Here is a 22442-nt window from a genome sequence, read left to right as displayed (position 1 = left end):
CGGTTCGAGACCCGCACCGATGCTGTTCAAAGCTCTACTGTGACGCCTGCATTCATACGTAGATGGGCTCCATCGAAATAATCGATCTTACGAAGAGTAACGAACATGAAGCATTGCTCGGGAGGCGACGCCCGCCGGAAATTTCTCCAGTCATGCGCAAGGCGGAGGTGGAACGGCCAGAGCGTGACCAGTGTCAGCCTCGACAATGGCGACAGGCTGGAAGTCGGCATCGTCGTCAACTCAGCCGGGCCGAATGCCGGCACGGTGGCTGCCATGGCGGGGCTGGTGTTGCCGGTCGAGCCGCGCAAGCGCAATGTCTTCGTTTTCGAGGCGCGCGAGAAATATGCCGACATGCCGCTGCTGGTCGATCCCACCGGCATCTATGTCCGCCCGGAAGGCTCGGTCTATCTCACCGGCGGCGCCGAACCGGGAGAAGGCGACGGCCCGGCCGACCCCACCGATTTCGAGGTCGACTGGCCGCTGTTCGAAGAGGTGATCTGGCCGGTGCTGGCGACCCGCATTCCAGCCTTCGAGGCGATCAAGCCGACACGCGCCTGGGCCGGCCATTACGACTACAACACGTTCGACCAGAACGCGGTGATCGGCCCGCATCCGCAGGTTAAGAATTTCCTCTTCGCCAATGGTTTTTCCGGCCACGGCCTGCAGCAGGCGCCGGCGGTCGGCAAGGCGCTGGCCGAGCTGATCTGCACGGCGGCTACCGCACGGTGGACTGCTCGGCGTTTGGGTGCAGCCGTGTCGCTGAAGGGCGGGCGTTCAGGGAATTGAATGTGATCTAACGCTGGCGGGACAGCCCCCCTCTCTGGCCTGCCGGCCATCTCCCCCGCAAGGGGGGAGACCGGCAGCTTCCCTGGCGGCTCCAAACTAGCCTTGGAGATTGGCGAAGGCAGCGATGACGGCCAATCTCCCCCTTGCGGGCGCGGTCAGCGGGGTCCTTGCCTTTGGCGATGCATGTCGTGGCTGGACCGGGTGAGGTGAGTCCGGCCCGTCTACCCAGCCTCTGCGCCCGCCCCGAAGCCGCTCGCCCGCTCAGCGCTATGAGGGCGCGCTCGCGAGCGGCTTCGCGAACGCTGCGCTACAGCACGTGTAGGGACGCGACCCCAGTGAAGGATACTCCAGCGTGGCTTCGCCAATTCCGTTTCGTTGGCCCCCCTCAAGCCGGTCTTCCAACCGAAGGCCGAACGCGCCAATTCGCCAGCCAACTCCATCAACGATTGTCTAAATCCGCAACCTGGGGCGGTTCGCTCGAGCTCGCTTGCTTGAGCACGGCACAGACGGGATCGCGAGTACGATGCCGCGGAATGGGAACGCACCCGTGCTTGGGCACGAGGGCCCCGAGCCAACGCGCATCGCGCCAATCGGCGTCACGTTCGAGATACATCACCGGCTGCTCGGCGCTTTTACGCTCGCATATGCGCCGGCACGCCGCTGGCGATCGATGACGCATCTGCCGACGAGGCTGCTCGTTCCACGAAAAAGCGATAAGCGCGTGATCAATGGGCAACCTCGTCGGGATCGAAAAGAGCGCTAAACCGGGTTGCTAGATCAATCCAGGGTGCCGCGTCGCCGCTCTCTGAAGCTATTCGAACGACCGCCGCCAGATAATCGGTAAAAGCCTTCAGTCTTATGGCGCCTTGCTCTGAGAGGCAGTCAATGGCGTCAAGCCGCTGGTAAACGGCAGCGAGCATATGTTGCACCAAAAGCAGGGAGGATGGGCAAGGGCAATCGCTCTTACTCGCGAGGCGCCTGCACTCGCTGCAAAGCGGCAGAATGTCCGCTAAGGCTAGGTCGCTGGAAAGACGTTGTATGAGATTGTCAGTGGCGTTCCTTGTCGAGAAGCCGTCCACCAGCTCCCCATCGCGTTGGTTCAATGAGATATCACTGTAAAAGTCATGGTTTCTTCCTTTCCGATGGCGAGGCTAGGCTTCCGCGAGATAGTCGTGGACGACCTTCCCGAGCGCGAGCGTGAGATCTGCGACGAGGTGTACTGCCGAGACTACTTCCAGCACCGGCAGTTCGGCGACGGGAGCAAGCGCATGCGACCAGAGGTTCAGGGCTGCCGGGCCGGTCCAGGCGCCCCTCAGATGGACGTCCTCCAGATGATATTCCACGAGCTCACAGATGCGCGGCGTGCCGTCGACATGCGGGATAATTTTGAGGAGGAAGTTCGGTTCAGCGAGCGAGGCCCTCACGCTCGCGAGGTCGGCGGCTCGGTGCTTGTAGCCCATGGTACCCGTCGCGACGCGGACCGGGCCGTAGTCGAGCGTGCCAACAAGGGTATCCGTCTCCGTTCGGAGCGTTGGGCTAGCGAGCTTCTTGGGAAAGCCCCACAACTCGCGTCCGCCCGCTATCGGGGGATGGTCGTCGAGAAACATGCAGTGGGAATAGCTCCCTCTGCGGCCACAGAAGGAGACAGGGATGACCTGTCCGCCTTCCGTGTAGTCGCCGAAGCCCGTCGAGTCCGGCATGCGAATGAACTCGAACTTGACCATAGGCTCGCACACCTGAAGCGGCTCCGGCACAAGGTCGCGCAGTTTCTGCGGATCGGTGCGATATGTGATGATCAGATACTCCCGGTTGCGGAAGCGATATGGGCCGGCCGGGTAGGCCGGGCTGGTCAGGGGCATGGCGAAAGCTTTCCCACGGACGGTATCTTGGTGCATGTTTGAAATTCCTTTGTGCTGGATCAGGTGGGCTTAGATCGGTCTGCATGATGGCGGCGAGGCTCTCCGAGGTGCTGTCGTAGCCATCGCGGACGCGGTTCCATGGCTCCGGTTGTGATCGAGAGGCAAGATTCGAGGTAAAGTGATTTTGTTCCTTATTTGAAGGCGCTGCTTCCCGTCTGCCCTCGTGGTAGGAGGAGGTGGAGTGGCGGCCAGCTCCGATTTGTCCTCATGACGGGGTTTGCGGATCGACGCGCATGCGCCATGCCAAATGAGAAATCGTTCGGCGCCCGCAGCACAGACGGCCTCGGCGAGCCAGTCGAGAGAGAAGGTCTTCGCCTCACGCGGATCAGATACGAATTCCCGAGCACTGCGGTGATGTAGCAGGAAGGCCTGCGACGCCACCAAACCTCTGTCGCGAAAATATGGAGGTGACGCGGTATCCGCCGTCTAGCCAAACAGCATACGCCGCATCCGGCAGCACGCACTCGACGGCCTAGCCCCATCGCCGGCTTTAGGAGAAAAGATCAGCAATGAGCCGGCAGGCAGTCGCTGCACGCGGCGGTCAGGTCGTGTAGATCTTCCGCGCACACAGCAGGCGCCGAAATGATGCTAGATGATGAGCCGACGCCAACATTACCGCAGGGGAGACAGCCAAGTCTGTCCTCAAGCGTATGAAATGCATGTCCAAAAGCTGACAGCGACAAAAAACATGTCTGGTCCAAAACCACCGGCCGCCTTGGGCGTGAGGTTTCTCGAAGCCTACTCGTGCAGTTGCTGCGGCTAAGCGCGCTGGCACGGCCTTTGCTGGAGATGCGGCAATATTGAGTGGGGGCTGACCGCATAAGAACGCGAGACGATTGATGGTCTGCTGCGCCATCTCGGCGGCGCGCCCGCTCAACGGTCACGGCTACACCTTTGGCAATGGCTGACGCGCGACTTTGCGGTTGCGCCGCCCTGCCGCGCCGATGCGCCCAAAGTTCGTTGATAGTCCGCTCGGCAGATTGAGGAAACGGCTGTTGACTGCTGCCCAGGCGGAGATGGCTGGCTCATTCGGACTGTCTTGACCGTCGGTGTCATGAAGCCAAAGACACCATGCTGGACGTTATGCATACCAAGACGAGTGGGAGTCACAACGAATGATTTTACCGGAACTGCGCTCTGCTATCCCAGCCGGCAGAGTTTTGGAGATAACGACGACCACAGGATGCATCGTGGGATGTTCATATTGTCCGCAGGACAAGTTCGCTGACCGGCAAAGAAAAGTATCTGATACGAAGCATCTGAGTCTTGGAGATTTCAAGCGCTGTCTGGCGCGCGTACCAGCCTCCGTCGACATTAGTTTTGCCGGGTATTCTGAGCCATGGCTCAATCCGGATTGCACCGAAATGGTCGAGCACGCTTCCGCCAAAGGCCACGGCATCAGGATTTTCACGACGCTTGTGGGAATGAAGGGGCGGGATCTACAACGCTTGCAGGCGCTGCGGTTGGGGGTATTCGTGGTTCATGTTTTTGATGATGGCGCCCACATGAATAGCCGCCTTGTCGGAGACAAGTATCGCGATTTGGTTGGTCAACTCGTCGACGCCGACATCCCTTCGATCCGATTCGTGGTTTTGGGTGAGCCCCATCCCGATATCGCCGACATTATCCCTGCCCAAGCCCTAGTTCGCGCGCGACCGGTGAGCAGCAGGGGTGGAAGCGTAGATCCTAAGATTGTAGAACCACGGCAGCCAGTCGTCGGAGCGCTGATATGCGTGGACGAACGGCAGTATCGGAATGTACTCCTTCCAAACGGCGAGGTTACTCTCTGCTCCATGGATTTTGAGCGGCGTCACGTATTGGGCAACCTTCTATGCGACGAATATGACGATCTCTTTAAAAGCCCAGTTTTTTGCGAAATCGTCGATCGCATGAATGGAGCGGCTGGTTTTCTGCTTTGCAGGATGTGTGAATTTGCCGATCCAAACGATAGGAACTGACTGACGCCGGCTTACCGCGGCGGGCCTGAAATGCCGACGTCCCTGAAACGGCAAGACGCACATGCCCGCGAAGTCATCGTGTTTTCACGTCACGCTAACACGATCCCGTAGGCGCGGCAGTCAGCGTCGACCATTTCCGAGACGAACTCATCGAAAGTGGTCTTCGGCTTCCAATCGAGTTTTGTCGGCTGCCTTGGAGGCATCGCCGATCAGCAGGTCAACCTTGATTGGCCCGAAACAGCGTTTGTCGATCCGGATCAGCGCTTGATTACTCATGCGTTCACGGCCCACCTCGTCAACGCCTTCGCCCTCCCAGACGATCTCCTTTTCGACTCGCCTGAAGGCAAGCCCCGACAAAGGTGCGGACCGTGTGTGTCTCGCCGGTTGCCAGCACGAAATCGTCAGGTTGATGCTGCAAGATGCGCCACATGCCCTCGACATAGGCGCGCGCCGAGCCCCAGTCGCACTTTGCTTCCAGATTTCCGAGATAGAGACAGTCCTGTTTGCCGGCCATGATCGAGCCACCGCACGCGTCACCTTGCGCGTGATGAAAGTTTCGCCGCGCGTCGGCCCTTCGTGATTGAACAGGATGCCATAGAGCTCGTATACCTCGCGGTAGTTCATGGTGATCCAGTAGGCGTAGAGCTTCGCCACCGCATAGGTCGAGCGTGCCCTGGACCGAACCAAGATTTCGGAAGTTGACGCCTGGTAGAACCGCGTTTCTTTCTCGAGACGAAGAATGCGGATCGCTCAGCAGCAGCGTGCCGAGCGTATCGGCATTGGCGGTGTATTCCCGGTCCCGCAGGAGACTGCACGTGGCTTTGCGCAGCCAGATTGTAGATTTCGTCGGGCTGCGTTTCTTGCCGGAGACGGATCAGGTTTGCCGCATCCGTCGTGTCGCCGTAATGCAGGACCATGTCGGGATTATGAGGACCTTGACAACGGAAGTTCCTTTTCAGGGATCGACCCTCGGCGCCGAGGCAATTCCTCGATGACGGCCGCGTGGAAAGTGCCAAGAGCGCCCGCAACGCTATGAAGTCGAAAAGTACGATTACGTGCAAAAATCGGCGCCGGTGCAAGGTTTCGGCCTCAATGTCGGATAGTTGACAGGATCGCAAACCTGCCTTCCGTTGCTTTGCTGATGTTTTGCTCTGGCACGTTCGATGCAGGGGATCTCCCGAACGCAGCAGCGGATGTCTTCTATGATCAAACCCACGGAAAAATGCTGTCGCCGCGCTCATGACCGTGCCCTCGCTGGTCGCCAAGCAGGCCGAAGGTCGGCTCATCACGGTCGAGGCGGGCAACCGAGCCCAAATTGCAATGAGGGATAGGCTGCGAAAGCATGTCACTGACCACTCCGGGTCATCGAGGCGGGAGTCTTGATGCCAGCCACGCGCAACATGTCGTCGGCATGAGTGCCGATCTCATCACGGAGCCGGCATCCGCGGGCGTCACACCCGATACTACGAACGCGCGGACAAACTGTTGCAAGTCCTGTGGTGTCGATGATGCGTGCGGGGAGGGCAAGCCGACCGGCTATGGCCGACATTCGCCGCGTACAGCGCCTAATTGGGAGGCGTCAGCAGGAGCAAGGCACCTGGAGCTCTCTTGCATTGGGATCGGTGCTGGCCCGTCCAATTTGAGCCTCGCGTGTCAGATCCATGAGCAGGTTGGGCACGGGGCACTGTTCTTGGATCGGCAAGTCAACTTCCGCTGGCATCCAGGCAGCGCATTCGAGTCCTCAGAACTCCAGGTCAGCCACATCAAGGATCTGGTCACGCTGGTGAATCCGCGATCCGCCTACACGTTCATAAACTACCTGCACGAGAACGGGCGTCTATACCACTTTCTGAATGCACAGTTCGATGCTGTGCTCAGGGCTGAGTTCGAACAATACCTGAACTGGGCGTTCCGCAGAAACCCACTTGTGCGCGGCGGCGAGACCGTCCGCGAAATACGCTATGATGGCGAGTTTCGGGTGCGGACGGACGATGCAGTTCTCAGTGCCAGAGACCTAGTGGTCGGCATCGGTAAGCAAGCGCGGATTCCACCTCAATTTCAGGGCTGGATCGGACGCAACCTGTTCCATTCATGCGATTTGCTGCACATCCATCCTGAGGTGCGCCATAAACATGTTTGCATCGTTGGTGGAGGCCAGTCGGGAGCCGAGGTGCTGTTGCATTTGGTCGGTGGGCCAAGAGAACGGCGGCCTGCCTCGATCACCTGGGTCTCGCAGCGCGAAAACTACCTGCCCCTCGACAACAGCCCGTTCACAAACGAGTTGTTCATGCCCTGTTTTTCGGATCGTTTCGCGGCAATGAGCGAGCCGCAGCGCAAGCTGTTCCTGCGGCGTTTCATGCTCGCCTCGGATGGTATTTCGGATCGCACTTTGCGCGCCGTCTACCAGGCGCTGTATCGCCACGAATTTCTTGAGCCAGACCTATGTGACATCGCACTGCGGCCGGGCTGCAACGTTTCGCGCTGCATTAACGCCGGCGCGGGTCATAACTTGACGCTGCAGCGCGGCTTGGGCGACGTCGAAGAAGTCACGGCCGACATCGTCATCCTGGCCACCGGTTACGAGAACGCCGTGCCAAGCTTTTTGGAACCGATGGCGGATCGGCTGCAACAGACCGACAATGAGTTGGTCATCAACGAGGATTTTTCGGTGTGCTGGGACGGACCGCGTGACAGACGCATCTTCGTACAGAACGCCAATCCCGGGCAGCGCGGGCTGGCCGATCCAAACCTAAGCCTGCTGGCCTGGCGAGCTCGCCGCATTCTTGACAGCCTTCTACAGCGCGCGCCGTGCGCGAAGCCTGAGCATCCTGGCTTTATCAGCCGTACCACCGTCGAGAGCTGGCCCGACCCGGTAGCCGAAGAAATGGGCAGCGGGATATGACTCAGCGACTACTGATCATCGGCGGTGCATCCAAGGAATTTTATCCGCCTCCGCTGCGGCGACGGCCGGAGCCCTCTGCGAACTCATCGGGACTGAACATGCTCTTGGACCTATGGGCGCATCGCTTTGTTCTGCGGGCGAGGATTTGCCCCACGGTCGTCGAAACCGTACCAGGTCGTTCACTCGAAAGTGCGCAGTGGCCCTGGCGGCCATGGCTGCGTCGGCCGTCGGCGGAGGCTTCCGGCTCGTAGCGATGCGTGTGGTGGCTGGGCCGGGTGAGGTAAATGATCGGGACAAGCTTAGGGAAGCCCTGAGCCCGGCTTGGCCTGGGATGGCCAGTCCAGCGCTGAACTCTCCGCGGATAGTATCCGTTCTTGGAGATCGATGGACTCATGCCGCCGAGGTGCCCTCCCTGATCGGCCGACCGGAACGGAAACTTGTCGTAAACATTCGCGTGGCCCACGGCTCGCTTCGCGTCAAGCTGCACGAAAGGTCGCCTTATCGGGCAGTCGCACCATCAACAGCATGCTCGGCCGTGACTCCTATAAAGACGTACCGGATCGACAAATCTTTACGAGCCTGGACAATCGCTCCATTGAGGAGGGACAAAACAGCCTTGAAATCCAGCCGGAGCGGAATGCACCTAGCGTCGCCGCCCACATGCCGTGGAGTATCGTCTCCGTGGGCCACACCGTGGCCAGCGCCCGACTGCTTCTAACCGGAATGTTCGACCAACCATTTTTTCCAACAGGAGGCCTTTCGCATGTTGACTGATGCACAAAGAGAAAAGTGGCAGAAAGACGGATACATCAGGCTCGAAAGGTTCTTCGATCCCGCGGCTGTGGAACGGATTTCAAGCTTTGTTGAAGACGTATCACGCTGGGATGTTAGCGATGATAAATGGCTCATGTGGTTCGAGAAGACGACTGGTGATCGAAAGATCACCTCTAAGGCCGAGAATTTTCTGGACTTCCATGACCCATTGCGTCTTCTCCTCCTAGAAGATCAGCGCATAAACTCTGCGGTCGAGGATTTGCTTGGCGAAGATTCGCGCAGACTCAAGGAGTTGCTGATATTCCACTATCCCGATAGCGGCGGTTATCGCCCGCATCAGGACATTTATCACATTCCACACCGGCTGCCCGACCGGATGGTCCATGCGATCGTTGCCATAGGCATTGACGATTCCGACCCGGACAATGGTGGCCTTTTCTTCAGCCCCGGCAACCACAAGAAGGGGGTATTTCCCATGGATGCCGGCGGGGTGATTGATCCTGAGGTCGCCGAAACATTCTCCTGGGAACCCATAGTATGGAAGGCTGGCGACATCTTCATCTTCGACGATTATGCACCGCATTACTCGAAGCCGAATAAAAGCAATCGTTCGCGGCGGACGCTCTACTTGGTGTTCCAGCGTGCTTCAACCGGTGGACCGACCCGCGCTGAATATAACGTGCTTAAGCGCGCCCTTAATCCGCCAGAGGGCAAAGTGGCTGATCTCGACAACCTCAAGCTCCCAAACGGCATTTTCTATCGCGATTGAGCTCACGGAACCAGGCGAGGCCATGCATACGAAACTGATCTACCGCTAAAAAATGCGCGCAGAGCATGGCGTTCTGATTGCCGGCTGCTGGACCTCGCCCGCAGTCCGTTACGACACTTCGTTATGTCGATCGTTCAGGTGTCGCCGGGCAGTCTTCTGTAACGCCTAAGGCTCCGCTGCCGCCCGTCGTCCCCGGCCTGGGCCCAGAGCCGGATTATTCTGACGGAGCCGGCCAACGTGTCGGGCTACCGCCTCTCTTCGCAACTTGCAGCAGAGCCTGTTGCGTTGGCAGCCGAAGATACCACTGCTTCAACAGCTGAGGTTCGTCATGCGCAAATCCACGTTTTCTCGAACGGAGCTGTCGCGGGCGTTCGGCATCGACATGGCTACGCTTGGGACGGGAAGCGCGGGCACCGGGTTTTCATTTGGCAAGGTGGCACCAGGCGTCACATCCGAGCCCCATCGGCACGACGAAATCGAGGCCTTCGTGGTCCTGTCCGGAGCGGGCAAGGTCAGGACCGACCTTGGGGAAATCTCGGTCGCAGCCGGCGATGTCGTTCTGTTCCATCCTTTTGAAGCGCATGTGCTGCACAACGATGGGGTCGAAAACCTAAACTTCGTCGATGTCTACTGGCGCGACGGCAAGGCCGCCCTCGAAGCTGCTGCACAAGTCGCGATTCCCCGCGGGCCGATCTTCGTCTTCTCCACGCCGCCGACGCCTAATGGCGATCTGCATCTGGGGCATCTTTCTGGCCCTTATCTTGGCGCCGATGTCTACACGCGTTTCCTGCGCATGAAAGGGGTCGAAGCCTATCACCTGACTGGAAGCGACGATTACCAGAGCTACGTGGCCACGCGTGCCGATGCCGAGCAATCGACGCCCGCAAAGGTGGCGCGCCACTACGCCCATGAGATTCGAGCCACGCTTGCGCTTCTCGACTGTAAGGTCCACAGCTTCCTCTCGACTTTGGGCGATAGCGCTTATGCAGAGTTTCAAGCCGCGTGTTTCCGTAGTCTTCTGAGCAGCACGGCGGTAGATCTGCGCCGGAGCCCTGCGCTCTTCGATGCAGTGACAGGCGACTACCTTTACGAGCCGGATGTAAGGGGCCTCTGCCCCGATTGCGGCAGCTCCGCTGGTGGCAACATCTGCGAGGAATGCGGCGCACCGAACCTATGCCACGACCTAGATGCAGTCCGGTCGCGGCACTCGGCCGAGGCACCGGTGGTCGGCTCCGTGCGCCGTCCCGAACTTGCGCTGGAACGGTGCTACGACAATATCGACCGGCATTTAAGGGCGTCGGGCGCCCCCGTTCGGATCATGGACCTCTTCGCGCGTCTACGCCAACGTGGCGACTTTTCCGTGCCCATCACCCACCCCTCGGACTGGGGCGTGCCGGCCGAGGGGCTCCCGGGGCAGGTGATCTGGGTCTGGCCAGAGATGGCGTTTGGTTTTCTTTACAACATCCAGGCGCTAGCTACATCGCTCGGTCGAGACTGGAACGCGGCCCTGCCCGGCAATGACTGGCAGATTGTCCATTTCTTCGGCTTCGATAATTCCTTCTATCACGTCCTGCTTTATCCGGCGCTTTATGCTGAGGTCTTCTCCCACTGGACCCCGCGCATCCGGTATCATGTGAACGAGTTCTACCTGCTCGACGGCCAGAAGTTCTCGACCAGCCGCGGCCACGCGGTCTGGGGCAAGGAGGTTCTGCGCCCAAAGACAGTCGATGTCGTCCGTCTTCATTTGGGCCTGACGCGCCCGGAAGGTGAGCGAACGAACTTCACGCTGAACGCGCTACGCCGCACCGAGAACGAGGTGTTCCAAGGGATCTGGCTGAATTGGCTTGATGCGCTGCATCGGGAAATCAAGCAGGACTTTGGCGGCTGTGTGCCCGACGCAGGCGACTGGGCTCCTGACGATCGCGCTTTCTTTGCTCGGATAGAGATCCATCGCGCGGCGATGGAACGCGCCTATTCGGACGATGGCTTCTCGGTCCGGCGCGCGGCCGCGCAGGCCTGCGATTTCGTGAGCGAATGTGTAGTCTACCGACAGGCGCAAGACTATGAAGCGGCGCGACGTCTCTATCCCGTCCGCACCCGCACTTCGCTGGCCCTTCGGACGACGGCCGCTGCGATCCTGGCGCAGACACTCGCACCGCTGATGCCCCGATTCGCCAGCACGCTGGCGCGAGGTATCGATGGCGTCTCGACCGAAACATGGCCCACGTCCGTCCGGCGCCTTGCGCCAGGAACGACCTTTGATCTCGGACCCGTGCTAGGCTTCTACGCCAGAGCAGACATTCCTGTTCTCAATGAGGAGGAGGCATAATAGCCTATCGTGATTTCGACCAGATTTGGGCGGCAATCAAAGTCGATGATGCCGAACCTTTACTCGCTACCGCTGGCTGCCGAAGGCCACTCCCAGACCCTAGACACAAACAATGGCCGGCCTTAACCAACAAATCGTCGAGACGCTGGCCTGCGCCTTGGAGGATTGCTCGGTTGACAGCTTTCGGGCTGCGCTGACCAACTTTTTCGGAATCGCGGAATTTCCGACCTATGGCCGGCCGATCAAAAAGATCATGCGGTTCGGGGCGCTGGGTCGGCCTAGCTGTGCGCGCCCGCGCTTCGCCGGCGGCGAATGATGCTAGATGAGCCGACGCCAACATTGCCGCAGGGCAGACAGCCAAGCCGCTCTCGCCCTCAAGCGTCTGACGCATGATGCGTGTCCAAAAGCTGACAGCGGCAGAAGACATGTCGGGTTCAAAACAACCGGCCGTCTTGGGCTTGGAGGTTTCGAGGCAGAATCATGCATTTACTGCGGGCAAAGCGCTGGCATGACGTTTGCTGGTTGAGATCGGCAATACTGAGTGAGGGCTGATCGCATGAGAACACGCAAGACTTTGATGGTCTCCTACCCGGTGTGTTCCGTTCTGAGAGAAGAACCAGCTCGCGCATAAACGTCAGGAAAGGTGTGGGAATGGAGAACAACATGTTGCGTAGAGAGTCCCCGGCTCCTCTGATCAAAGTGGACGACTAGCGGCGTGGCTAACCTCTCACGAACTTTCAGCCCGGCAAGGTGTCGGCATGACAAGTGGAATGGAACCCTGGTCAATTCGCCCATTTTCTGCGGCGCGCCCGCAGTAACTGTGTCCATGGAGCACAGGGTCGGCGGTTTGCTCCAGCTCAGGGCTCGGACCTTAGACTTCCAACCGAATAGCCTCGGCGGCGATATTCGACGCGAATTTGGCCCGTCGTTGAAGACGTCACAGTCCAGGACCTGTTCAAGGTCGGCCACAGGGGCAGCATTTACGTGGAATCGGCCTGGCGAGGCCGGACGTCGGCTCCGTAAGCGAGCCCGAAGCCGGCATAACCGAAAGCAGAAATCCTCCGTTGAGGACGAGACCTGAAATTGAGGAAACGAAATGTCTCACGCAGCGCTTGGCCCTGCCGTCAACAAGGATGGCGAGGCCCTTTCCCGCCCGTTCGTCAAATGCCTCCTGCGGCTGATCCGTGCTCAGGATTTCCACGGCTCATGCCAACGGAAATCGGACACCGGGCTGCTGGCCGATTTCATTATCACTGAGGAACTGCGCCGGAATATCCACTCATTGGCAATCCGGATCCGGACGTGCTGTGGAGGCTCGACATGTTTTAGACCGTAGCGGAGCTGGCGATCGAGGAGCGCTCAGGCGTGATGACATTGTCAACAACAGAAATCAAACGTCTGTCGAGACGTCTACCGGTTCGGCTTCGAGACTCTCCGGAAACTCGCGGATACCGGCGCGAAACTGGTCGGCGATGTGACTGCAGCTATTGCCTATCCCGACGTGGCGCGGGCGTGAAGAAACCCATTTTCGAGGAAGGATCATGTCAAACCTGGATGAGATGGCGAAGAAAGTCCGAAGGCTTCAACTGCGCGCGGCAATTGCCAAGACGACCTTGCGCGACCTTGCCGAGGGTCTCCCGGTCAAATGGATTGAGATAGAGGAAGTCGCCGAGAAAACGCATGCCGTTTATGCCGAGTTGGATGGTGCCTGGAGAGAGCTTGCCAAAATGAAGACTTTGCGATGAGGAGCAAATTCATCAGCCGCGACGGCTCCATATGGGTGCCGGAATATCTGATCGCTATCGATGGCAAGATCTGTATCGGCTGCGGCCGCTGCTTCAAAGTCTGCTCGCGCGAGGTCATGCATCTTTACGGCGTCGATGACGCGGGTGAAATCCTCGGCGCCTGCGACGCCGATGACGACGATTTCGACGGTGAGCTCAATCGTATGATCATGGTCGTTGACCATGCCGGCCGCTGCATTGGCTGCGGAGCATGCGGCCGCGTCTGCCCAAAGAACTGCCAGACCCATCTCGCGGCCGACCAGATCGCAGCATGAGCTGCATGATTTGACGAAACAAAATCAGGAGTACGGCATTGCGCTTCATCACATTTTGTCGGCTTCTCGGGCTGGTCCTGTGCGGCAACGCTGTGACGGTTTACTTCGCCTCGCATTCGTTCCGTCTAGCAGTCGTCACGACGCTGGGCTGTTCGCTACTTCTTCAGCTGGGCTATTTCGCAAGCGTGCTCTTTCTGATTTGGCGATCGAGCTGCGCTGGCAAAGCCGGGCAAGGGGCTGAGCTTTTCGATAGGTCCCAGGAAGTTCGGCACCCGTCGCGCGACGATGAGCATAGGAATGAAACTCAAGATGTGCCCCAGCGCAATCAAACCCTCGGCATATCGCTGCTCCTCCCTTGAGGCGCCGTAACAAGATCAGAGCTCAGATTCATCCCTTTGTTCAAGTTTGATTATTCAGGCCATGGTTCCCTGGTAAGGTCGAAGGCGACGGCATTCTCATCGTTCTAACACCAGGGGAATGCAGTTTCGGTTCTCCGTCGGAATCGCCGATGACGGCCCGGTGTTTCGGCATCCAATTTTGAGACCTGAGGCGGGGAATCGGCGTCCAATTTTGACCCCCGGTTAGAGTGCGCCCCTAGGGGTGGACACTGATCAGGCTGCGGTTTTGCCCGTCTGCCGGATATGTTGACTCTCGCGATCATCTGCGCGACCGCATTCGCGGCGCCGTCTCTCGTGGCGCGCCCTCTTGAATTGAAGGTACCGACAGTTCCTCTTCTAAAAGCGACATCCGCCTTGTCCCTCAGCCGGCGAACAATTAGGAGCTAAAACCCGGTCACCACCATTCGCCAGGTCGAATGGAGCGAACGGCCTTGCGGGTGCGCTCGGGTTCAGGCGTAGGTCGATGCCGAGAGGCACGTTCGGCATTGTCCGATAACCCACAATGTCGGGTATGCAACGTAGAGGAAGCTGACTCTTGGGTGTTTTTTAAATGCTTTTTGGCTTGGCACGGTACATGCTTGTTATTGCGCAAAACGCACGGATTGAGCGGTCCCACCGCCACGAAAGTCGCTAGCTTACGCCACCTCCCAAGGCGAACCCGGCCCGGCAGGGAGCTCCGTCTCTGCCGGGCATGCCTTTCAGACGACTCGCGTTCAGTACAGCAGCAAGTTCACGTCAGCAACACCGACACAGATTACTAATCAGTTGCTGGATACCGCTAGGACCGACACGCTCGTCAACCACAATCCGACGACTTACGGCCGCGGCGAGGCCAGCCTTTCGAGGGCATTGGCACCCGTTTCGATGTAGCCATCCGGTGAACACCGCAGAGGTTTTGGCTTCACCGGGAATAATGATCAGTCGGTCTGATCGCGATGGATTGCGATGAGTTCCTGCAACTGCTCGATGCCGAAGTCGGTGAAGGCAATCGTCTCTTCGTCGCCCGGACCATAGACCCAGATTAATCCGTCTTCGGGCTCCATCTCGCCGGCGATATCCGAGAGCCATTTTTCGTCTTCGCCGAGCTCCGCGGCAACGCGGGCGATCGTGGTGACGCGGCAGACTTTATTGATGTGCATATCAGGCGGCCGCGGCGTCGAGGCCCTCGCGGCGCCAGTTCCAAGGGAGGAGCTCATCGATCCGCTGTGCTGGGTGGGCTGCGATGCGCGCCAGGACATCGGCGAGCCAGGCCTGAGGGTCGACGTCATTCAACTTGGCGCTGACGATCAGGCTGTAGAGAACGGCAGCGCGCTGTCCGCCGCGATCGGAACCGCAGAACAGCCAGGACTTTCTGCCGAGAGCGATGCCGCGCAGGGCTCGCTCGGCTGCATTGTTCGATAGGCAAATGCGCCCATCGCCGAGGAACCGGGTGAAGGATGACCAGCGGCGCAGCATGTAGTTGAAGGCCTTGGTCAGATCGTGTCCGCGCGAGAGCTTGTCGCGCGTCTCGATCATCCAGCGCTCGAGCTCGGTGACCAGCGGCGCGCTCCGCTCTTGGCGCACGGCGTGGCGTTGGCCTGGCGACAGGCCATTGATCTCGCGTTCGATATCGAACAGGGCATCGATGCGCTTCACGGCTTCAACCGCTAACGGATAGACCAGGTTGGGCTTCTCGCCGCGCGCCGTCTTGCGCGCCGCCGCTTCGATATCGGCCAGCTCGAACACTTTGCGCCGGCTGTGGGCCCAGCAGCTGGCTTCCAGAACAGGCGCCGGCTGACGGCCCGTCGCATAGAGATCGCCATAACCGCCATAGGCATCGGCCTGCAAAATGCCGCTCCAGCCGGCGAGATGCGCTGCGGGATGTTCGCCTCGGCGATCGCGGGAATAGTAGAACACCACCGCCGGCGGATCGGCGCCGCCGAACGGTCGGTCATCGCGCACATAAGTCCATAATCGGCCGGTATCGGTCTTGCCCTTGGCCAGGACCGGAACCGTCGTATCGTCGCCGTGCAGACGTGAAGCGGCCAGCACATGGGCTTCGAGGCGCTTGAACAGCGGCATCAGCGCCGCGGCGCCGGCGCCGACCTGGTCGGCGAGCGTCGACAGGCTGAGCGGCACGCCTTCGCGGGCATAGCGTTCAGCCTGGCGGTTGAGCGGCTGATGCTGTCCGAACTTCTCGAACAGGATCATCGCCAGCAGGCCAGGACCGGCCCAGCCGCGCGGGGTGGCGTGGAACGGCGCCGGAGCCTGGCTGATCGCCTCGCAGTCGCGGCAGGTGAACTTCTCCCGCACGTGCTGGATCACCTTCCATTGCCGCGGCACCACCTCCAGCGTCTCGGTGATATCCTCACCCAGCTTGCGCAGCCGATGACCGCCGCAGCAGTGGCAAGCGGTCGGCGCCGCCTCGACCACGCGTTCGCGCGGCAGGTGCTCAGGAAATGGCTGGCGCGCCGGTCGTTTGCGCACATAAGGCGCCACCTCGGTGGTCCGGGCCGCTGCCTGTTCGGCGGCGATCTCGTCTTCCGTCGCCGTGCTCTCGAGTTCCTCGAAGGTGAGCTCCATCTGGTCGTGCAGGCGGGCGGAACGTTCAGAACTCTGACCATGCAGCGCCCGCTGCAGCTTGCGGATCGTCAGATCCTGATGTGCGATCAGCGCCGCATCATCCGATGCCTTGGCCCTGGCGACCGCCAGTTCGGCCTCGACCAAGGCAGCGCGCGCGGCCTCGTCTTCGGCTCTGGCCAGCGCCGCGGTCAGCGCTGCTCTCAGCGCGCCGATATCGTCCGGAACAGCATCCAGGGCGGTGGCAACCATGCTCTGGAGTGAATCATAAAACGCGTCCGCTGACTCGCGGAAAATGGCGCAAACTCAAAGAAAAACTCAGCCCGCGCGCTGGGGGCGGAACGTGTGACGCGGGTTGCGCCAATCGATCCCGTCGAGCATGTAGGCGAGCTGCGCCGGTGATATGGAAACCGTACCGTCCGCCGGCGAGGGCCATAGAAACCGGCCCTTCTCGAGCCGTTTTGCATACAGCGACATGCCGAGCCCATCATGCCAGATAATCTTGATCAGATTGCCGCTGCGGCCGCGGAAGACATAAAGATCGCCGGCATGCGGATCCCGGCCCAACGTCTCCTGAACCTGCAGAGCGAGGCCTTGCATCCCGCGACGCATATCGGTCCGGCCGACCGCCAGCCAGATCCGCACCTGGCTCGGAACCGGGATCATGAAACGCCCAGCGCCTTCACCATCGCCGCCGCCAGTGTCGGCGGCGTGGTCAGCGGAATCCGCAGCCGCACCTTGCCAGCGATCTCCAGCTCGATCACCGCTGGGGATGCCGCCGGCACCTCATCGGGAACCACGACAACTTCGGCAAAGCCCGTCTCGCGGGCTCTCACCGTGCGGCGCCACTTATAGATCAGGCTGGTCGCGACATCGTACTGACGCGCCACCGCCGCCACTGTGGCCCCGGGCGCGAATGCCGCGGCCAGTATCCGGCACTGATCCTCTTCACTCCAACGACGACGACGCTCCGGCCCGGTCAATAACGTCACATGGCTCATGCTGTGCTGCTAACTACGCTCGTAAGGACGACCTTAAGAGCGCAGCTTCGCTACCGTGCCATGCTCGCGCAAGGCGGCCTTAGCCGGAGGCGTACGTTTCGATCAGCTAGACGAGCACTTCGATCGAGCAGCTGAAACCTCTGTGAGGCGTTGAGCGCCACAAAAATCGCCTCGCGGAATTAGGCTCGGCAACCGTGCAGTTCCTGCCGGTCCAATCGCAAACAAGAGCCACTGCGTTTTTATAGAAGTCTGTTGGTTTGGCGGTCTGGCTGCGCTCGCAAAGCTGGCAAAAACGCAGATGCCGACCGCGTGTCGTCGTAGGTTTCCTAGGCGATGGTCGCCTCATCGCAGCATGCCGGCATGTGGATCGCTTCGTTTCAATCGCAAGGAAAGCGCTGAAAATCCCCAAGGCCCTAATGGGAGGTCGAAGAGCGCAGCCGACCAATCCAAGCAGCGCTTATGGAACGAGTTTTGCGTGGCTATTTCAGCTGAATGATCATCGCCGGAGAGAATATGCTGAAAAAATTCGCGCGTTACCCGCTCACCTTTGGACCCACACCCATCGAGAAGCTCGACCGGCTCGGCAAGCATCTGGGCGGCAAGGTCGAAATCTACGCCAAACGCGAGGACTGCAACTCCGGTCTGGCGTTCGGCGGCAACAAGCTGCGCAAGCTCGAATACATCATCCCTGATGCGATCGCGTCGGATGCCGATACCCTCGTCACCATCGGCGGCGTGCAGTCCAACCACACGCGCATGGTCGCCGCCGTTGCCGCCAAGATCGGCATGAAATGTCTCCTGGTCCAGGAGAACTGGGTTCCACATGAGGATGTCGTCTACGACCGGGTCGGCAACATTCTCTTGAGCCGCATCTTGGGCGCAGAGGTGCGTCTGGTCGACGATGGCTTTGACATCGGTATCCGCCGCAGCTGGGAAAAAGCGCTCTATGAGGTCAAGGCAAGGGGCGGCAGGCCCTATGCGATACCGGCCGGGGCGTCTGTTCACCCGAATGGAGGCCTCGGCTATGTGGGGTTCGCCGAGGAAGTGCGCGCCCGGGAGGAACAGCTTGGGTTTGCCTTCGACTACATGGTCGTTTGCACGGTGACCGGTTCAACGCATGCCGGCATGCTCGTCGGATTCGCCAAGGACGGTCGGCAGCGCAACGTGATCGGTATCGATGCCTCTGCTACCCCCGTCAAGACCAAGGCGCAGGTGCTTAGCATTGCCCGACATACGGCGACCCTCGTCGAGCTCGGATCGGAACTTGCCGAGGATGACGTGGTGTTGCTCGAGGACTACGCGCACCCGCGGTACGGCATTCCATCCGAGGAAACCAAGGAGGCGATCCGTCTGTGTGCGCGGCTCGAGGGCATGATTACCGATCCCGTCTATGAGGGCAAATCGATGCAAGGGATGATTGACCTCGTTCAAAAAGGCTTTTTTCCAGCGGGCTCGAGGATACTTTACGCGCATCTCGGCGGCGTTCCGGCCATCAACGGTTATGGCTACACCTTTCGCAATGGCTGATGCTCGAGTTTCTCGACCGCACCAATGGCTCTCTTAGCCAAACCCTTGAATCCCTTGTAAATGCAAGGTTTCTTCCCCGCCTGACCTGACAGGTGCCCTAGAAGCTAACCTAAATCGTTCCTAACCTCTTGTTGACTCGCCATCGAATCCGGCCAAATGGCCCGGCCATGGCAAATATCTCAAAAAGCGTGGCAACCGTGGCATCTGGTATTTCCAGCGTGCCATTCCTCCCGAGCTAAAAGGCAAGAAAGCGGAACCGGCTAAGTCCTCGCCTTTCAATCTTCCCTCCGATGTTGGCAACAACTTCGACCTCGACGGTGAAAGGCTCTGGAACCCGGGCCTTTCCCAAGCGACCAATTTGGCCATGAAGGAACGCTTCGACCTGACTGCCGCTGAACGGAAGCGCCGTGCTCTGGGCGAGCGTCCCGAGATCAGCGATGATGTCTTCTTCTGCGAACTTGCTGCGCTCAGCCACGTTGCTAATGACTACTCGCAGAAAATCATCAATCGCATGTTGACATCGGCGGACCGTGTTTGACGCGGGATGGAACGCTATCGGCAACGAATGACCATTCTCCTTGGGTCTGAATTACCAAGAGAGTTTGGGTGTCTAATATAGGTTGAGGCGTGGCACTCACTGTTCAAGCGCGGATGTCTCGCAACCTTCGATCGCGCAGCAAGTTGAACCAGCCGTTGAGTTGCCACTCTGGCAACTGGCCCATTTCGTTGATCAACGTCCATCGCTCAAGTGCAGTGCGGCCTCGGACATCTTCAAGTCGACCTAGGAATTGTCCGAGTGAATCTCGAAAGCGCTTGACAGTCAAAAGATATAAATCGTCGCTTGGGTTAGCGTTTGCCTTGCAAGTGCCATCGGGTCCCAGCACGAACAATCCGTCGCAACGGTAGCCCTTGAAGTTTTCGGCGACCCACTGCAAATGGTTCAAAGATTGCCCAACTTCGTCTTTGCTATATTCCGCAGGCTCTGCCTTTTTTGTCTTGAGCTCGAACGGGATAAGAAATTTTTGTTCGTCGTCAAACCAGACGACGTCTGGACCGACACCTAGCTCATTGTCTGGTCTGGTCGCGTCAAATCCCAAGAGCTCCCCGACGTATCGCACGGCCTCCTCATGTTGGTTTGAACTATGGTCTGCGTTCAAGACGGAAGCGACCTGGGTCCGTATCCGAGCGATATAGGCAGATAGTGCCTGAGGGCCTTGATTGTTGACAAAAAGCAATCGCTCGTGAGGTGCAGTCTTTGCATCGGTGGTGAAGACGCCTTGTTGGAATGACTTTTTGAAAGGAAGATTTACCCAAGCCGATAGACGAGAGCGCGCGCGGCGATAGTGGACTCCGCTCGTATCATCGTCACCCGAAATCTCATATGTCATGCCAAGCCAAAGCGAGTACCAACCGGCGAGCTTAGCGTCTGCGACCGCAATGTCATTCAACACATCTAATATCGGCTTGCGCGCACCATCAATGTCGCCCTCCCAAAGCTTGGACATAAACCGGCATTCGGCTTCCGCGCCAATCGCCAACTGAGCCTCCCTAGCTTTTACCCGCTCAATGACAACGTTAGATACTTCTAAGCCGTCCACGGTGTCGCGATAAAACTCCAACCAACCTTTATCGCGACCCAAGACATTCTGTATAATCTCCATGGTACCGTCATAGTCCAGCGGCCCAAGGTCCTTTTGCATAGATTGACCTAGGATAACTTGCTTTCTTAGCAACTCTGGCAGTAATGCGATATTGCGGTCATTCTTGATCCAAGACGTGATGTCGTTGCCGTATAGGGCGAATGCTCCATAGTCGCTTCTGCCGCGATTGATGCGGCCGAATAACTGGGTCAATCGACTTGCAAATTTTGTCGAAAACAGATTGGTCATCCCTAACGACGCGAACTGATATCGTTCAAGGAGGCTTGATCCTGTTGGTGCCCCGTCCACCACCATGACGCGGCAGGTATCTTGGGGAAGGTCGATACCGTCGACCCGTGAAACGAGACAAAAGACACCTTTTTTGGCCAGACGGAACTGATTGAGCTGATCCGTGAAATCCTTCGGTTGCGGGGGTACCGCCAAGCCGGCCCACTTTTTTGCGCGAGGATACGACGGGACAGAGACCAGCACCTTCTTGGTTGAGGCTAGCTTGGCCACCAAGTCCAACTGCCCGTCGGGTTTAGCGAGTTCGCTACCTAACAGAATAAGGCGCTCACCATTGCCAGCGTCGTTGTCAGGCTCGATTCGATGCGTGTTTCTTACGCCGAAACCTCGCACAAAATCGGTTTCGTAGTCCAGCGTTGCGGAAAGGTACACACGCCTTGTCTTCGAGCCAAAAAACTCAAATTTGCTGGTTGGTATGAAAGGGGGGGGTGATCTCTACAGACTGCGACGATACGAGTATTGCACACATACCAATTCGCTCATAAAGCTGGACGACTGGGAAGAACAGATCTCTGTGTTTTTTGTATTCGTACTTCTTGAAAGCCTCAATCAGTTCATTAGCATGTCGGTAAGCCGTCGCGGGCGGGCACAAAGTAACCGTGGTTTGGCCCACATCCTCTAAGATGAACCCGAGATGAGCCTCTTTGCCAAGCGTCTCAAACTCGGGTCTCACGATATTGACGATATCCGCGTATAGGCTTGGATGATCTAGTTTCGAGACATTGATAGTGAAGGCGTCTCGTATTAGCCGCCCCGCAACATGGGCGTCATCAAAAATAACCGCCGCAGGGGATCGTTCGTTTTTGAAAGCGTTTATTGCAGCAAATAAAGACGCATACGTTGTGATACAAAATGCCTTCCCAGTCTCAAACAGGTCATTTGAAAATGAACTTTCACCTCTGGCAGTATACTTTATTCCTACGCGATTACATTCTCTCTCTGTCTGCCTTACGAGGTCGATAGTACTGCATACGTAGACTACCGGCCCAATAAGCTCGTTAACAAGGCTTTGCGCAATCAAAACACCTACGATCGACTTTGGGGCGCCGGTGTTGAGAATGATCACGTTATCCGATGCTTCCCGGTGGGAATGCCATTGTGTCAGAGCTTCGGCCTGTCCTTTCCACAGATCGTTCGGCGCATCACCCAAATTGGGCGTTCTCTTAAAGATCTCTATTGGATCGGTCGGTGCGGCGAGCCCCTTTGGGCGCGACAACTTAGAAAAATCTATCATTATGGTTCCCCCACGCCCTGCCGTAGTTTAGCGGTGAGGCGCGAGAAAAACCATACAACGTTGGACGGCGGACTCAAATAAATCCACTATCGTAGTCTTATTATCTCAACGGCTTGAATATTAATTCGGCTGCGCGAAGCACCTGGATAAAATCCGCCACTCCTGCGGTGACATGGAAAGGTGAGCTCAGACGCTCCATCATGCCGTATGATGCGATCTCGGGCATCAATGCCAATCCATCCGTTTGGCGATGCGGCGCAAGTTTTCAAGATACAAATCAA

Annotated in this window: 17 protein-coding genes and 3 pseudogenes; 12 read left to right on the top strand and 8 right to left on the bottom strand. The window is 58.6% G+C overall.

The window, feature by feature from the left end:
• Positions 1–174: 174 nt before the first annotated feature.
• Positions 175–797: pseudogene (locus AC1RZR_RS34650) on the top strand (NAD(P)/FAD-dependent oxidoreductase); the annotation flags it as partial.
• Between the two features lie 1140 nt (positions 798–1937).
• Here AC1RZR_RS34650 and AC1RZR_RS34645 read toward each other — a convergent pair.
• A complete protein-coding gene (locus AC1RZR_RS34645; protein WP_481829211.1) occupies positions 1938–2681 on the bottom strand; it encodes an acetoacetate decarboxylase in 744 nt (247 codons plus the stop codon).
• Positions 2682–3820: 1139 nt separating this feature from the next.
• Between AC1RZR_RS34645 and AC1RZR_RS34640 the strand changes: the two genes are divergently transcribed.
• A complete protein-coding gene (locus tag AC1RZR_RS34640; protein WP_481829210.1) occupies positions 3821–4663 on the top strand; it encodes a radical SAM/SPASM domain-containing protein in 843 nt (280 codons plus the stop codon).
• Positions 4664–4752: 89 nt separating this feature from the next.
• Here AC1RZR_RS34640 and AC1RZR_RS34635 read toward each other — a convergent pair.
• Positions 4753–5601: pseudogene (locus AC1RZR_RS34635) on the bottom strand (GDP-mannose 4,6-dehydratase); the annotation flags it as partial.
• 659 nt (positions 5602–6260) lie between these two features.
• Between AC1RZR_RS34635 and AC1RZR_RS34630 the strand changes: the two are divergent.
• The 8 genes and pseudogenes from AC1RZR_RS34630 (at position 6261) to AC1RZR_RS34595 (ending at position 13855) form a co-directional block, all read left to right on the top strand.
• The gene (locus AC1RZR_RS34630; RefSeq protein ID WP_481829589.1) at positions 6261–7565 is read left to right on the top strand and encodes a lysine N(6)-hydroxylase/L-ornithine N(5)-oxygenase family protein; all 1305 of its coding nucleotides are present in this window, start codon (positions 6261–6263) and stop codon (positions 7563–7565) included.
• A gap of 763 nt (positions 7566–8328) precedes the next feature.
• Positions 8329–9108 carry a phytanoyl-CoA dioxygenase family protein gene (locus AC1RZR_RS34625; protein ID WP_481829209.1) on the top strand — a complete coding sequence of 260 codons (780 nt, stop codon included), beginning with the start codon at positions 8329–8331 and terminating at the stop codon, positions 9106–9108.
• A 328-nt stretch (positions 9109–9436) separates the two neighbouring features.
• Positions 9437–11437, top strand: coding sequence for a class I tRNA ligase family protein (locus AC1RZR_RS34620; protein ID WP_481829208.1), 2001 nt, complete (start codon positions 9437–9439; stop codon positions 11435–11437).
• A 112-nt stretch (positions 11438–11549) separates the two neighbouring features.
• On the top strand, positions 11550–11753 hold the full coding sequence (locus tag AC1RZR_RS34615) for a hypothetical protein (RefSeq protein ID WP_481829207.1): 204 nt from the start codon (positions 11550–11552) through the stop codon (positions 11751–11753).
• 780 nt (positions 11754–12533) lie between these two features.
• Positions 12534–12953: pseudogene (locus tag AC1RZR_RS34610) on the top strand (DUF269 domain-containing protein).
• A 25-nt stretch (positions 12954–12978) separates the two neighbouring features.
• Positions 12979–13182, top strand: coding sequence for a CCE_0567 family metalloprotein (locus AC1RZR_RS34605; protein ID WP_481829206.1), 204 nt, complete (start codon positions 12979–12981; stop codon positions 13180–13182).
• The gene (gene fdxB, locus AC1RZR_RS34600) at positions 13179–13496 is read left to right on the top strand and encodes a ferredoxin III, nif-specific (protein WP_202296272.1); all 318 of its coding nucleotides are present in this window, start codon (positions 13179–13181) and stop codon (positions 13494–13496) included. Before AC1RZR_RS34605 ends, fdxB begins: the two co-directional genes overlap by 4 nt.
• 38 nt (positions 13497–13534) lie before the next feature.
• A complete protein-coding gene (locus AC1RZR_RS34595) occupies positions 13535–13855 on the top strand; it encodes an exopolysaccharide production repressor protein (RefSeq protein ID WP_481829205.1) in 321 nt (106 codons plus the stop codon).
• 956 nt (positions 13856–14811) lie between these two features.
• Here AC1RZR_RS34595 and AC1RZR_RS34590 read toward each other — a convergent pair.
• The 4 genes from AC1RZR_RS34590 to tnpA form a co-directional block, all read right to left on the bottom strand.
• The gene (locus AC1RZR_RS34590; protein WP_481826259.1) at positions 14812–15033 is read right to left on the bottom strand and encodes a hypothetical protein; all 222 of its coding nucleotides are present in this window, start codon (positions 15031–15033) and stop codon (positions 14812–14814) included.
• Between the two features lies 1 nt (position 15034).
• Positions 15035–16705, bottom strand: a complete 1671-nt coding sequence (tnpC, locus tag AC1RZR_RS34585) for an IS66 family transposase (RefSeq protein ID WP_481826260.1) — start codon at positions 16703–16705, stop codon at positions 15035–15037.
• A gap of 66 nt (positions 16706–16771) precedes the next feature.
• Positions 16772–17119, bottom strand: a complete 348-nt coding sequence (tnpB, locus tag AC1RZR_RS34580) for an IS66 family insertion sequence element accessory protein TnpB (protein WP_006201720.1) — start codon at positions 17117–17119, stop codon at positions 16772–16774.
• A complete protein-coding gene (tnpA, locus tag AC1RZR_RS34575; RefSeq protein ID WP_481826261.1) occupies positions 17116–17454 on the bottom strand; it encodes an IS66-like element accessory protein TnpA in 339 nt (112 codons plus the stop codon). Before tnpA ends, tnpB begins: the two co-directional genes overlap by 4 nt.
• A gap of 513 nt (positions 17455–17967) precedes the next feature.
• Between tnpA and AC1RZR_RS34570 the strand changes: the two genes are divergently transcribed.
• Together AC1RZR_RS34570 and AC1RZR_RS34565 are read left to right on the top strand one after the other, a co-directional pair.
• A complete protein-coding gene (locus AC1RZR_RS34570) occupies positions 17968–18981 on the top strand; it encodes a 1-aminocyclopropane-1-carboxylate deaminase (RefSeq protein ID WP_481829204.1) in 1014 nt (337 codons plus the stop codon).
• Between the two features lie 364 nt (positions 18982–19345).
• Entirely contained in the window at positions 19346–19519 is a 174-nt protein-coding gene (locus AC1RZR_RS34565) for a hypothetical protein (RefSeq protein ID WP_481829203.1), read from the top strand.
• Positions 19520–19622: 103 nt separating this feature from the next.
• Here AC1RZR_RS34565 and AC1RZR_RS34560 read toward each other — a convergent pair whose 3' ends face one another.
• The gene (locus AC1RZR_RS34560) at positions 19623–21299 is read right to left on the bottom strand and encodes a helicase C-terminal domain-containing protein (RefSeq protein ID WP_481829202.1); all 1677 of its coding nucleotides are present in this window, start codon (positions 21297–21299) and stop codon (positions 19623–19625) included.
• Between the two features lie 25 nt (positions 21300–21324).
• A complete protein-coding gene (locus AC1RZR_RS34555; RefSeq protein WP_481829201.1) occupies positions 21325–22161 on the bottom strand; it encodes a DEAD/DEAH box helicase family protein in 837 nt (278 codons plus the stop codon).
• Positions 22162–22442 lie beyond the last annotated feature (281 nt).

This window comes from Mesorhizobium bavaricum (assembly GCF_056781655.1).
The sequence above is the reverse complement of the archived record's forward strand: the minus strand, read 5'-3'. Positions and strand labels throughout refer to the sequence as shown.